We start from the raw sequence: 13315 nt of genomic DNA on the forward strand, positions 1-13315 counted from the left end.
TTACTCTCCTTAGACTTCTTTCCCTAATGTCTTATTGGCAATAAACATAGCAACGATAACTGCTGTTATACCCGCTACTAACTTACCGATAATCATTGGAACGATCATCGTTGAATCGAAACCAGCAGTAAAACCTAAGTGATCGCCGAATACAAAAGCTGCTGATACTGCAAAGGCAACATTAAGTATCTTACCACGATTATCCATATCTTTCATCATACCAAACATAGGAATTGAGTTTGCTAAACTGGCAACTAAACCTGCTGCTGCAACATCATTCATACCAAGAACTTTACCTAGTGCCATAAGAGGCTTCTTGAATACCTTCGTGATTACATACACTAATGGGAAAGCACCTGCTAACACAATTGCAATATCAGCTACAATTCCAAAACCTTCACTTAAAGGATTCATACCTTTAATTACAACAATACCTGTAAGTTGCTCTACGATACCTGCAATTAATCCAATTGTAATAACTGCAACAACTATTTTACCGAATATAGTAAATCCTTTTATCATTCCGTTTTGGAATTTTAATAGACCTAGTACAATCAATACAGCAATTATGATAATAGGTATTAAGTTTTTTAAAACCATCATAATTGGATAACCTGCTACTAATCCACCAATAAAAGAACCAATTGGAATTGTTACAACACCTGCTAAAACACCAGTTGCAAGGAATCTTCTATCTTCAGGAGCAATAATACCAAGCGCAACTGGTATCGTAAATACGATTGTTGGTCCAAGCATAGCTCCTACAATTAAACCACCGAATTTACCAGCATCTTCTGTTAACGCTAGAGCTTGTGCCAATGGTGCGCCACCCATATCATTCGCAAGTATCGTACCTGCAAACATAGCAGGATCAGCACCTAAAAAACTATATACTGGCACTACAATAGGTTTTAATAAATCTGCAAGGACTGGAGCTAACGCAATTATTCCTACCATAGAAATTGCAAGAGATCCAATTGCTAGTATACCTTCCTCAAACTTTTCTCCTAATCCAAACTTATTTCCAATTATACGGTCAATTGCACCAAGAACTGCAAATACAACCATAATGTAGACAATTATCTCATTAACGCTCATTCGTTTACCTCCTTTTTCCCATGCACTAGTTGTTCTAACATCTCTTCACTTGGTGATGGAATAATTGCGATATTCTCGCTTTCATAATCGCTTAACAGTGCCTTACCTTCCGAAAACGCATACTGGATGCTACTTACCGATCCTGTCACTAGAAAAACCAGTTTTCCTCCAATAGCGAAAGCCATATATAACTTCAAAAGGGATACATCTGCTGCCTTCAATGCAATGTCAAGTACTCGAATACCTGTACAGACTTTTCTTGTTTCAATAATCCCAATTGCATCAATATAACTTGGATGCACGTATCGATTGCGGAACCCCTCTACGATTTCCGGTGAAACATTGTGGACCCGAAAACTATCCACAAGACTTTTTTCCGCTAGGTCTTCACCACAATCAATCGCTTCATCTATAGCATCCTCTTCTCCAGTTATGATAACAAGGAATTTACCAGGGCAAATTGTGCGAAAAAAGAGAATTTCTACGTTTGCTTTCTTAACAATAGCATCAGCTATATACATTCCTTTGCTAATACTTTGAAATTCTAAAGCTCCGATACTCTTACTCATGACTTAAGCACCTCAATTGAATCAACAATACCAATAATTGCAGCATCAATAGGAGTATCGGAGCTTTGAATCGCATATCTAGCAGAGCCTCCTCGTACAACAAGTACGGTATCTCCCACTCCCGCACCGACAATGTCTGCAGCAACAGTAATACGGTCATTTAATGTTTCATACTCATTCATACTCTTAATAATCATTAGTTTCAATCCATTCAAAGTCTCGTCTTTTTTCGTTGCCCATACACTGCCAATTACTTTGCCTAATTCCAAATTTGCCGCCTCCACTATCCTCGTTCTATATGAATTTGATGCTCCCTTATATAATCTCTAGCCATTGGAGTAATGATACAATCTTCCGTAATTAATACCACACGATTACGATCCAATCGACTATTCATAAAATCTTTTTCAAGAAGAAGATGTTTCTTCCTCCAATCAACTTTACCGATTATCGTATTCAGTTCATCGTTCCCATTCTTATACGTTTGATCTGTAAACTGCTGATATTGTCTTTTACTATAATAAACGTTTTCTTTATATATTTCTACAGGATCTTGAATTACTTGTATTCCAAAGTTTCTAAGTTTCATCTCATACTCTTGATAAAGATGAAACAAAGCTTTATAAGCAACTCGTCGATATCTTTGGTATTCATATGCATCTTCTAAGATAAAGACTTTCTTACCGTTTAAGAGACGATCTAATATAATTTCTTCTTCTCTTGTTTTTGCCATTCCATTTGCTAAATTGGCTAACATAGTAGGAGACATTGTTGTAACTAGTATCATATCATCGTCTGAACTATAAGAGGCAGACGTTACAAACTCGATTCCCTGATTACTATAGTTATCTTCTGGTAAATCACCGATTACACAGACTCTATTAGAATCCCTTTTTAAACGATTCATTAATTCTGTCACAATATCCTGAATGAAATTTTCTCTATCCATCCTTCCACCTCGATTAAGATAAAATTAATCCCATACTGTTTTTTGTATACCCGCATGCGTTGGCTTCATCATAATCAATGTGAACAGATGTTTTAAATTTCTCACTAACCCGCACATCTAAATCTTCAAAAATTACTGGACGCTCTCCAAATACTTTTACTTTGATTGATTGTCCATTGCTTACACCAAATCTCTTCGCATCTTCTGGTGTGATATGAATATGTCTCTTCGCGACTATAACTCCCTTATCAATGGTAATGCTCTTTCCATTCTTAGGATTTGTAATCGTAATCCCAGGGGTATTGTCTATGTCACCACTTAATCTGACAGGTGCTTTCACTCCAAGAACTAGTCCATCTGTTAAAGAGATTTCAACTTGAGAACTTGGTCTTGTAGGACCTAAGATTACTACGTTTTGTAAAGATCCTCTTGGACCAGTAATGGTCACTCTTTCGTCACAAGCAAACTGACCTGGTTGTGATAAATCCTTGATTGGGGTTAACTGATAACCGTTTCCAAACAAAGTATCTAGGTCAGGTTGACTTAGGTGAACATGACGTCCTGAAGCTTCAACCATTACGAATACTTTACTTTTCAACTCTCTTATTACATTCTCAATGACTACTTCCATATTACAAGTATTCATATATACCCTCCTTCCTAACTAAATATCCTAATTATTAGCTTTTGTATTTATCTGTCATATACTTAAACATCATAATCCAGAATAGAGAAGATAATCGATTAAAAGCTCGAATAATATCTACTCTTTCAACCTTGTTTTCATCCGTTTTGAAGGCTTTGAATGCAATCAATTCCGTTCGTCTCGCCAATGTTCTTAACATATTCAAATGAGCAACCATTTCCCCATGCTTGTAAGTTGGTAAAAAATGTTTGATACCAAAATATTTGCTAGGATGATGAGACTGTTCTCGCATATCTTTTGCATCTAAGCCTTGTAACTGGAATTCACCAACTGGTTCACCAGAAACTTCACTTCTTAACAAGCTACGAATGAATCGAATAACTTCTTCTAAATCATCGACTAATTTCATAGAACCTTCTTTTTGTGCAGCAATTTGAGCAAGTATAATTTCTGATTCTAAGGTATCAATTGCACCACGTAATGCAATTCTTCCATTATCTTTAAAAACTAGCAAATTACCTCGAAGATGAGTCATATGCTCTGGTTTTTCATGCAAGGTTATTCCAAAGAGCGTTTCATAGATTTCTTCCTTCTGCTTCTCGATTTCCATCTCTGTTTCCTTATTCCTAATATTTTCTTTGTCTTTCTTCATTCGTACTGACTCATTCTGGTAATGAGTCTTTTCATCTAGGTGGTCGGTTCGTATTATAATATTCTTATCCGCAAGATACGTTCTTGCTGATGGGGTGAGTATCATATCCTTCTCAAGGTAGAACTCACCCTTTTCCATCAACACTTTTTCATTAAATAACTTACGGATATCATTCTCCGTTAATACTGCCATCTTCTATACTATGCCTGTGGAATTTGACCTTTAGCATGAGGTAGTATTACATCAACCTCTGTATGAGGTCTTGGAATAACGTGAACAGAGATTAGTTCACCTACTCTTTCTGCAGCTGCTGCTCCTGCATCCGTTGCTGCTTTCACAGCACCTACATCACCACGAACCATAACTGTTACAAGACCACCACCAACTTGTTCTTTTCCTACAAGTGAAACATTAGCTGCTTTCACCATTGCATCTGCTGCCTCAATTGCTCCAACTAAACCTTTTGTTTCAATCATACCGAGTGCATTTGTGTTTGCCATAATATGAAACCTCCTATTATTTCATTATTACTAAATTAGTATTCTACATTATTTTTAATATCATGCATAAAGCTCTTAGAAGTGCTTTCCTTTATATATAACACTTATTAATTAAACCAATTCTTTCATAATTTTTTTAACCAAAGTGTCTACTAGTTGTGAGATATCTCCCATGTTTGAACAACCACCTACGTCACTACTACCCTCAAGAGCAGCATCTTTACGAAGCTCTTCCACCTCTCTAACTCCATAGGCAACACGTTTGATGTTAATTAAATCAAGTGGTCCAATATTATTAGAAGAGGAACTTCCGCCAACTGCACCACAACCTAATGTTAATGCAGGAAATAGGTTTGTAGTTGCACCTACACCACCAAGAGAGCCCAGTGTATTAATTAAGATTCTTGATGCAGGTACTCTTAAACTAAAGCGTTTTACTAATTCTTCATTCTTAGAGTGCATACAGAAGGTGTGTCCCATTCCTTCAAAGTATAGAATCTCACAGATACGATCTAAGGCAGTATCTTCATTATCTTCTACATAGAAAGCAAGAATTGGAGCTAATTTCTCATGGGAGTAAGGTACCGTATGCCCTACTTTACATTCCTTAGCGATCAAGACTCTTGCTGAATCTGGAACTCTAGTTAAGTTTGCTAATTCAGCAATCTTTTTCACGGATTTACCTACGATTTGTGGATTCATGGTTCCATTTGCTCTTAGAATGAAGTTACCTAATTGCTTTGCTTCTTGTTCATCTAAGAAGTAAGCGCCCTGGGCTAGAAATTCTTTCTTAACGGTGTCTTCCATACATCTTTCTACAACAACCGATTGCTCCGACGCACAAATTGTTCCATTATCAAAGGTCTTAGAATCCATAATTCGTTTCACTGCTTGTTTCACATCTGCTGTTTTTTCAATAAATGCTGGACCATTACCAGCACCTACTCCAATTGCAGGTGTTCCAGATGAATATGCTGATTTAACCATCGCATATCCTCCTGTTGCAAGAATTAATTTTGTTATATTATTTTTCATTAACTCCTGTGTCGCTTCCATAGTTGGAATAGAGATGCAGGATACTGCTGTCTCTGGACAACCCACTGATTTTAACGCCTTTCTTATTACTTCAACCGTTTCTAGAATACATTTTAATGCACCAGGATGTGGAGAGAATACAATGCTGTTTCCTGCTTTTATAGAGATTAATGATTTGTACATTACTGTGGAAGTTGGATTTGTAGATGGAACGATTCCCGCTATTACTCCTACTGCTGTACCAACATCAATGGTCATTTTCTCTTTGTCTTCTTTTAAGATACCAATCGTTTTTTGATCCTTAATGGCTTCATAAACACCTCTCGAACCAAAAACATTCTTTATTACTTTATCTTGCCATATTCCAAATCCAGTTTCTTCATTAGCCATCTTTGCAAGACGTACTGCATTCTGGATACAAGCATCTGTAACGACTTTAATAATATTGTTAATCTTAGCTTGATCATACGTTACCAAGATCTTCTGTGCCTTCTCAGCTTCCCTTAAAAGGTTTCGCACCTCTTGTATCGAGCGTAGGTCTTTATCTTGATTTTCCATTCGCTGTCTCCTTTATTTCCCGAGTTCCTTACTATACTCAAGTAATAACCTGATTAAATCTTGCTTCTTCATTGTATTCAAGCGCTCAGTTGTTACCTGAATATCTAATGACCTAATAAGATTCCTTAGGTTCACATTACTTCGTTTACTTAATTGTTCTTGTGAAAAGTCTAATATTGGTGACTTTTCTTCTTTCTTCTCTATCCCTTCGGAAACGCTTGGTTTATCTACTATGATCTCTTCTGTTGCAGGCTCATGCCTATCTTCATTTTCTTTCGCTTCATCATTTATATCTGGTTTTGCTTCACCATTTGCCTGTGGTTTTTCATCTGCCTGTAATTCTTCATTAACAACTACTTGCGGATGACTCAAAACTTCTTGATGAACACGCTCTGATGGAATCACTTTGCCAATTAAGTCTGACTCCACTCTTGATATTACATGTCTTGCACGAACAAGTCCAATTCTAGCAGCACTTCTAGCACCAGCATCTACTGCAGCCGTTACTGCCCCAACGTCTCCTATAATTTCAACTGTCATAATACCAGCATCTGCTTTGGCTATGCTAAGCAACGTAACATTGGCTGCTTTCAATGCTGCGTCCGCTGCTTCTACAGCTGGTGGATATCCTATTACTTCAATTAAACCAAGTGCTTGCATCTATTATTGGTATTCCTTCGGACGATCTGCAACACTGCGAACAGCCTCAGCAAATGCAGTACAAGCAGCATAGCAAGCAGATTGTGAACCAGTTAATAAACCGCCACCAAAATTTGTTTCCGATGGTGGTCCAAAGAACTCACAGAGCTTAACGTCAGCAGCTTTCATGGCTGCATCTAATCCATAGATGGATTCAAGTGGAGGGGCGATTAAATAAGCTAATGCTTCTCCTTCTGTAATACCTGCAACCTTTGATAGATAGGAACCTGTACGAGATACGGTATGAGCATAATATGAAATAGAGTCATCTTCGTTTGCACTTACGAAATACGCATCGTTTTCCATGAATGTTATACAAGCACTCAAACCACTTCTTACTTCAGCAGGGCTTGGTCCAGCTAAGATACCAATTACCTCACCTGCTAATTTTGTCGATGCATTGGCAGCACCCGCATACATAGATTTTGCATATACAACTTCTACATCTGCATCCTTTGTTGCTTCATCAAGTCCTGTATACGTTACATCATCAATATCAGCTGTAATTATACCGATACTTTTATGACGAGGGCCTAATTCTAATTTTTCTGCTAGATCAGGACTTACATTTGAGATAATGCGAACTGAAAGTATATTAGGTCGCAATTTATCGTTCTTCATATGATTTCCTCCTTATTCTTGTTCTTACACTTTTATTTTAAATCAATACCAGACGCTTTCTTATCTAACATCTTCTTGATTAGTTCTGCTGCATGTGCTCCTGCTTCAACAGCCGTTGTACCGCCTTTATGAATGTTACTGATAACTGTTCTCTTAGCTTCTGCTAATCCATGTTTTGGCTTATAGGCAATATAAGCTGACATAGATTCTGCTGTTACAAGTCCTGGTCTTTCGCCAACTAACATACAGATAACATCGGCATCTGTTATTTGTCCAATGTCATCCATGGCACCAACTCTGGCATACTTAATAAACAAAATTGGTGGTACATTGATACTGTGCATACTAAGACCTTGTTTGATAGCTGGAATCATATCTTCAACATTGGCTTCAATTGCAGAGGAAGATAGTCCATCACCCACAATAATCAGTACTTTAGGATTTTGCCCACATGTTTTCTTGATCACTTCTATTTCTTCCGGCGAGAATCTTCTACCAAGATCTGGTCTTGTAAGATACTCATCTTTATCTGTACATAATGTCTTAACTGCCACAAAGTTATTCTTCTTAATGAATTCTTCTGATACATCTGAGAATACGGCATCTTGTGCTGCTGCATGGTCAGCACGAACACGTAACATACTTATTGTTTTATATCTAGCCCCTGCTCTTCCTACACCGAGTCTGGCAGGTGTTTTTGCCTTCATTGCTAGATATCCTTCTTTATCCTTTGCGTCATCAACTAAGAATTGTTTTCGTAAGTCAATCTTCGTAATATCAGGGAGACACTCACCACTCACCATAGAAGCCACCGATGACCTAGAATTACTTTCATAAGAAGTGGAAGTACTAGAAGTATCTTTGCTCACCATTTGTTCCACCATCTGTTCTACCATTTTTCTTAAGTCTTGCTCGTTCATGTTCTTCCCTCCTTCTAGAATAATATTGAAGCATCTCCAGCACGCTTCGTTAGCTTACCTTTTTCATCAACAAATCCCATAGTAACTAACCACTCGTGGAATGGCTTGATAGCAGTTAAGCCAAACATCTCACGTAACGCTGCTGTTTCATGATATCCTGTTGTTTGATAATTAAGCATAACATCATCACCATGTGGAATACCCATGAAATAGTTACAACCTGCTGTTGTAAGAAGTACTGATAAATCTTCAATTGTATTCTGATCGGCTTTCATATGATTTGTGTAACATGCATCACATCCCATTGAAATACCTGTTAATTTACCCATGAAATGATCTTCAAGACCGGCGCGGTTTACTTGTCTACCATCATATAGATACTCTGGTCCAATGAATCCAACTACGGTATTAACAACAAATGGATCATAGTGTTTTGCAAACCCATAGCATCTCGCTTCCATAGTTACCTGGTCAGCTCCATGATGAGCTTCAGAGGATAACTCTGAACCCTGTCCTGTTTCGAAATACATTACGTTAGGTCCTTCTGCGGTACCTTCTGCTAACGCTAACTGTCTTGCTTCCTCTACTGTTGATGCATTAAAACCAAATGCCTCGTTACCTTTTTCAGAACCTGCAATCGATTGAAAGATAAGGTCTGTAGGTGCACCCTTTCTAATGGCCTCCATTTGCGTTGTAATGTGTGCAAGAACGCAAGTCTGTGTTGGTATTTTGAATTTTTGCTTGATTTCTTCAAAACGTTTTAATACACGTACAACACTTTCTGTTGAATCATCTACAGGGTTAAGTCCTAGAAGCGCATCACCAGCTCCATAAGTCAATCCTTCTAATAAAGAAGCCATAATTCCATCTGGATCATCCGTAGGGTGATTTGGTTGCAGACGTGAACTAAGTGTTCCTGGTTCGCCGATTGTTGTATTGCAGTGTGCAGTAACACGAATTTTACTAGCTCCATAAATTAAGTCCATATTCGACATTAATTTAGCAACTGCCGCTACCATTTCAGAAGTTATTCCACGGCTAATGCGGCGAATATCAGTACCCTTTGTTTCTCCGTCAAGAATCCATTCACGAAATTCCGCTACTGTCCAATGTTTAATTTCATTGTAGATTTTTTCATTTACATCATCTTGAATAATTCTTGTTACTTCATCGATATCATAAGGGACTACTGGGTTTTCTCTTAATTGCTCTAATGTAATGTTAGCAAGAACAATTTTAGCTGCTACACGTTCTTCTGCAGAACCTGCTGCAACACCTGCAAGTAAATCTCCTGATTTCTCTTCATTTGCTTTCGCCAGTACTTCCTTGAGAGATTTAAACTCATACGTATGGCCAAATAACAAGGTCTTTAAAATCATAATACGCCTCCTATTATTGAGTTTTATTCCATAAACTTTTTATCTAAAAACTTACTCTATTGCATTCTTCTATTCATTGAATACAAGTGTCTTTACTACAACTGGTAAAACGGTTCCTTCTGCCACAGGTTTTCCAATGTCAATGTAATCCCCATTGTCTAGTTTAATACTATCAAGACAGATAACATCTTTTTGAAATTGTAATTCATGGTACATTGCTTGTCCTAACGCTTTTGCCATATCATATTCTACAATGATAATCAGTGGTAATTCCCTGCTTATTAACTCTTGCAACCCCTTCACCAAACCTTTTGCATAATCCGATACTTGAACAAAAGATGGATTCTTTATTCCTTCAATTGCAATTGCTACCCTCTGAAGGTTTCCTTCTAATTTGAACCAATCTAATTTTTTCTGTAGTGCTTCGCTTAAGGTGTCTATATTCTCTTCTTCTTCTATTCGCATCTTCAGAATCGGTAGATTCTTAATTGGGAATGGATTACTTGTATACGTAATCGTACTTCCACTAATCTCTGTAGTATGTGCACCAGCTCCAACTACAGTGGCTCGTATTGTTTCTACACTCTTTACCAAGTGTAACTGCGTACATAACTCGGATTGTCTTATTGCTTCTCCTAGTAATACTCCCATATCCCCATAAGCAAAATATTCTTTCCCTTCTCTCTCATGATAGATATAATCCGCTACACCTCCAGAGAAGGAGATATTCTCAATCTTCTGATTTGGGGCAATGCTCTTATTGGTGATCATGATTTCATAATCCTCATCAATCTCCGCTAAGCCAACACTTTGTTTTAAGCCTTTAATCATCACCTTAACAATTGGATCAAGATTTTCTTTGGTTGCCACCATTCCTATATGAATATTTAGGTTATGCTTCGCAATTAATTTCTCAACCTTTTTCGATAGATACGTAATCTCATGGGTAGATGGATTAATCTTTATTAACCGTCCTCCAATATCAAGACAACCAGTATCTACAACTTCTCCACGCAAGAATAATGCCAAATTACTTGTTCCACCACCAACATCGATATTAACAACACTAGTTGAGTGTTCTTTCGAATATGCATGTGCACCTGCACCTTTACCAGCTATAATACTTTCAAGGTCAGGTCCCGCAGTAGCTACAACAAAATCACCAGCAAAACCACTGAGGAATTCCAGTACTTCCTTGGCATTTTCTTTCCTTGCAGTCTCTCCCGTAATTATTACAGCCCCAGTATCAATACCTGACTTGCTGATTCCTGCTTTTTCATATTCCTGTTCAATAATTTGCCTTACTCTAGGTCCATCGATTTCAGTTGGTGTCTTTAGTGGAGTAAAATATATCTCACTACGGTATATGATTTCTTTGTCAACAATTACGATTCTAGGGACAGAATAACTAGACGCCATATTCTCAATGTATAACTTTGAAAATACAAGTTGAGTTGTACTAGTTCCAATATCTATTCCAACGCTAAGTAACTCTTCTCTCATATACTCCACCTCCTAATCCTAACTATTTAGTCGCTACAGACCAGCACTTCTAATCATCAATTTTTTCATGAATATAAGCAAAAAGTTCTTCAATACCGATATCATCAATGGTATCAACTTTGAAGATTTTCGCTACTCCTGCTTCCTTCAGATTCATCTCTACCTTCGTAATTGCCGCTTGGTCTTTCACAAGATTTATCTTCGTGACAATTCCAATCAACTCTTTCGCAAATGTTCCAGCAAAAGCGGGTGGAATATAATTATCGTGAGCCGTTGGGTCTGCAATGAGTGCAATTAACTTCGCATCTACAGCTGTATTAATTAAAGCTCGGTAATAATTTCTATTCTCTAGATATTCTCCTGGTGTATCGATTGCATTATCATACAACTCAATCGCTTGTGTTTTCCTATACCGTATCTCAAGTTCACTTAGTTTTTGACATAAAGTCGTCTTACCACAACCTGTTCTACCCATAAATATGATTTTCCCCACAGCCTTACCTCCTAGTGAAATGTCAAATCTTATACCTACTTATCTGGCATTACTAAGTCCTAGTAACCTTTGTAGGAGTAAAACCAAGCTGCATCTCCAATACAGATACAATATCTCTTATTCCAGCTTCAACAGAACTTACATCACCAGTTATTACAAGAGCACCGCTAAATCGATCAATGAAGCCAAGTTTAATATCCGAAGCCTTAGTCGCAACATCCGCAGCAATTATTGCCCCTTCACTAGGTGTTATTGTCATAATTCCTATTGCATTAATCTCTTCTGTAATTAAACCCATCTTTAGATAGATCTCTTCTGTAGGATTTGCAATAATATGTGCCAGTGTAATCTGTTTACCTGGTACAAATTCTTGAATAATTCTTTGTTTTTCCTCAAGTTGTAATGCTATTGTTCTCACCTACCCGCCATTACCTAATTAGATGAAGAATCTCTAACACCTCAGATACGGTTGTCTTTCTAGGATTAGTAACCAAACATGCATCTTCCAAAGCACCCTCAGCAATACTTTTCTTAGCATCTAGATATTCCTCCTCTTTGATTCCACATTCTTTTAAGGAACGCGGCATCTTCATCTCTCGTTCTAATCGTACAACCTCTGCTATTAATCCCTTAACAAGTGCTCTAGTTGTTGCCCCTTGTATTCCACATAACTTAGCAATCATTGCATATTTCTTAGCTGCTACCGTATAGGTCTTAGGATTATACCCTTCCATATTACTGTTGTACTCAATAACATGCGGTAAAAGAATTGCATTCGTTCTTCCATGTGGTATATGGAGTTTACCTCCGATATTATGCGCGATAGCATGGTTAACACCAAGGGAAGCTTCATTGAATGCCATACCCGCTATACAAGACGCCGAATGCATCTTCTCTTTTGCTTCCATATCATCACTGCTCTTATAAGACCTGAGTAAATAGTCAAATACAAGTTTCACTGCTTTCTCTGCTAAAGCATCTGAAAAATCAGTAGCGTTAGTTGAAACATACGCTTCTAGTGCATGGGTCAATACATCCATCCCCGTATCTGCTACGATTTGACATGGAAGACTCTTTACAAGTTCTGGTTCTAGTATTGCTACATTTGGTAATAGTTCGCTAGAGACAAGTGGGTATTTCACACCTTTTTCCTTATCTGTAATTACTGCGAAATTGGTTACTTCTGATCCTGTTCCACTTGTAGTTGGAATTGCAATGAATAGCATATTGGGTAGATTTGCGGCTTTTTTAGAGAAGTTCATAATTGCTTTCGCTGCATCTATAGCAGAACCACCACCAAGGGCAATTACTGCATCTGGTTTATATGCAGTTACTTCACTCACTCCCTGGACAACCAGTTCCATTGGAGGATCAGGTACAACATCGCTGAATACTTGATAACTTCCACTTGTTAATTTGGACGTTATTCTCTCTATCATTCCTGACTTTACCATAAATGGATCGGTTACAATAAAAACTTTCTTATTCGCCAGTGAGGTGATGTATCCAAGTGCATTTTCACCAAACACAATCTTGGTCTTAACTTCAAATGTTTTCATGTGATATCACCCTATCTTCACTTAAATCGACGATTTTAATTAAGCACATCTTCGACTTTGTTCCATGGTTACTCAGTTAGAATATGTATATTTTTGATAAATATTCTCTACCTGATAAAAAAGCTTATCTCATA

General features: G+C 37.6%; 16 protein-coding genes. All 16 read right to left on the reverse strand.

What is annotated here, in order from left to right; all coding sequences use genetic code 11:
• Positions 1-9: 9 nt before the first annotated feature.
• Positions 10-1098 (reverse strand): ethanolamine utilization protein EutH, encoded by a 1089-nt coding sequence (eutH, locus tag BUB90_RS14805; RefSeq protein WP_073289167.1) that lies wholly within the window; start codon positions 1096-1098, stop codon positions 10-12.
• Complete coding sequence (locus BUB90_RS14810; protein ID WP_073289169.1) at positions 1095-1667, reverse strand: BMC domain-containing protein; 573 nt, start codon at positions 1665-1667, stop codon at positions 1095-1097. Before BUB90_RS14810 ends, eutH begins: the two co-directional genes overlap by 4 nt.
• On the reverse strand, positions 1664-1936 hold the full coding sequence (locus BUB90_RS14815) for a EutN/CcmL family microcompartment protein (RefSeq protein ID WP_073289171.1): 273 nt from the start codon (positions 1934-1936) through the stop codon (positions 1664-1666). Before BUB90_RS14815 ends, BUB90_RS14810 begins: the two co-directional genes overlap by 4 nt.
• A 14-nt stretch (positions 1937-1950) precedes the next feature.
• Entirely contained in the window at positions 1951-2616 is a 666-nt protein-coding gene (locus tag BUB90_RS14820) for a hypothetical protein (protein ID WP_073289173.1), read from the reverse strand.
• Positions 2617-2629: 13 nt separating this feature from the next.
• Complete coding sequence (gene eutD / locus BUB90_RS14825; RefSeq protein ID WP_073289176.1) at positions 2630-3262, reverse strand: ethanolamine utilization phosphate acetyltransferase EutD; 633 nt, start codon at positions 3260-3262, stop codon at positions 2630-2632.
• Positions 3263-3296: 34 nt separating this feature from the next.
• Positions 3297-4106: a cobalamin adenosyltransferase gene (locus BUB90_RS14830; protein WP_073289178.1), complete on the reverse strand. Its 810-nt coding sequence runs from the start codon at positions 4104-4106 to the stop codon at positions 3297-3299.
• Positions 4107-4114: 8 nt separating this feature from the next.
• Positions 4115-4414, reverse strand: coding sequence for an ethanolamine utilization microcompartment protein EutM (gene eutM / locus BUB90_RS14835; protein ID WP_073289180.1), 300 nt, complete (start codon positions 4412-4414; stop codon positions 4115-4117).
• Positions 4415-4525: 111 nt separating this feature from the next.
• Positions 4526-6007 (reverse strand): acetaldehyde dehydrogenase (acetylating), encoded by a 1482-nt coding sequence (locus BUB90_RS14840; RefSeq protein ID WP_073289182.1) that lies wholly within the window; start codon positions 6005-6007, stop codon positions 4526-4528.
• A 12-nt stretch (positions 6008-6019) separates the two neighbouring features.
• Positions 6020-6667, reverse strand: coding sequence for a BMC domain-containing protein (locus BUB90_RS14845; protein WP_073289184.1), 648 nt, complete (start codon positions 6665-6667; stop codon positions 6020-6022).
• 3 nt (positions 6668-6670) lie between these two features.
• Positions 6671-7327: an ethanolamine utilization microcompartment protein EutL gene (gene eutL, locus BUB90_RS14850; protein ID WP_073289186.1), complete on the reverse strand. Its 657-nt coding sequence runs from the start codon at positions 7325-7327 to the stop codon at positions 6671-6673.
• Positions 7328-7359: 32 nt separating this feature from the next.
• Positions 7360-8247: an ethanolamine ammonia-lyase subunit EutC gene (gene eutC / locus BUB90_RS14855; protein WP_073289188.1), complete on the reverse strand. Its 888-nt coding sequence runs from the start codon at positions 8245-8247 to the stop codon at positions 7360-7362.
• Positions 8248-8261: 14 nt separating this feature from the next.
• Positions 8262-9626 (reverse strand): ethanolamine ammonia-lyase subunit EutB, encoded by a 1365-nt coding sequence (locus tag BUB90_RS14860; protein WP_073289191.1) that lies wholly within the window; start codon positions 9624-9626, stop codon positions 8262-8264.
• A gap of 69 nt (positions 9627-9695) precedes the next feature.
• Entirely contained in the window at positions 9696-11129 is a 1434-nt protein-coding gene (gene eutA, locus BUB90_RS14865) for an ethanolamine ammonia-lyase reactivating factor EutA (protein WP_073289194.1), read from the reverse strand.
• 49 nt (positions 11130-11178) lie between these two features.
• Positions 11179-11622, reverse strand: coding sequence for a EutP/PduV family microcompartment system protein (locus BUB90_RS14870; protein WP_073289196.1), 444 nt, complete (start codon positions 11620-11622; stop codon positions 11179-11181).
• A 52-nt stretch (positions 11623-11674) separates the two neighbouring features.
• On the reverse strand, positions 11675-12040 hold the full coding sequence (locus tag BUB90_RS14875) for a BMC domain-containing protein (protein WP_330393801.1): 366 nt from the start codon (positions 12038-12040) through the stop codon (positions 11675-11677).
• Between the two features lie 10 nt (positions 12041-12050).
• Positions 12051-13181, reverse strand: coding sequence for a 1-propanol dehydrogenase PduQ (locus BUB90_RS14880; RefSeq protein WP_073289198.1), 1131 nt, complete (start codon positions 13179-13181; stop codon positions 12051-12053).
• Positions 13182-13315: the final 134 nt, after the last annotated feature.

It is taken from the genome of Anaerosporobacter mobilis DSM 15930 (assembly GCF_900142955.1).
Taxonomy (GTDB): Bacteria; Bacillota; Clostridia; order Lachnospirales; family Lachnospiraceae; genus Anaerosporobacter; species Anaerosporobacter mobilis.

Coding starts and splice junctions, on each gene's coding strand:
- eutH (WP_073289167.1), bottom strand. CDS start 1,098: ATGAGCGTTAATGAGATAATTGTCTACATTATGGTTGTATTTGCAGTT.
- BUB90_RS14810 (WP_073289169.1), bottom strand. CDS start 1,667: ATGAGTAAGAGTATCGGAGCTTTAGAATTTCAAAGTATTAGCAAAGGA.
- BUB90_RS14820 (WP_073289173.1), bottom strand. CDS start 2,616: ATGGATAGAGAAAATTTCATTCAGGATATTGTGACAGAATTAATGAAT.
- eutD (WP_073289176.1), bottom strand. CDS start 3,262: ATGAATACTTGTAATATGGAAGTAGTCATTGAGAATGTAATAAGAGAG.
- BUB90_RS14830 (WP_073289178.1), bottom strand. CDS start 4,106: ATGGCAGTATTAACGGAGAATGATATCCGTAAGTTATTTAATGAAAAA.
- eutM (WP_073289180.1), bottom strand. CDS start 4,414: ATGGCAAACACAAATGCACTCGGTATGATTGAAACAAAAGGTTTAGTT.
- BUB90_RS14840 (WP_073289182.1), bottom strand. CDS start 6,007: ATGGAAAATCAAGATAAAGACCTACGCTCGATACAAGAGGTGCGAAAC.
- BUB90_RS14845 (WP_073289184.1), bottom strand. CDS start 6,667: ATGCAAGCACTTGGTTTAATTGAAGTAATAGGATATCCACCAGCTGTA.
- eutL (WP_073289186.1), bottom strand. CDS start 7,327: ATGAAGAACGATAAATTGCGACCTAATATACTTTCAGTTCGCATTATC.
- eutC (WP_073289188.1), bottom strand. CDS start 8,247: ATGAACGAGCAAGACTTAAGAAAAATGGTAGAACAGATGGTGGAACAA.
- BUB90_RS14860 (WP_073289191.1), bottom strand. CDS start 9,626: ATGATTTTAAAGACCTTGTTATTTGGCCATACGTATGAGTTTAAATCT.
- eutA (WP_073289194.1), bottom strand. CDS start 11,129: ATGAGAGAAGAGTTACTTAGCGTTGGAATAGATATTGGAACTAGTACA.
- BUB90_RS14880 (WP_073289198.1), bottom strand. CDS start 13,181: ATGAAAACATTTGAAGTTAAGACCAAGATTGTGTTTGGTGAAAATGCA.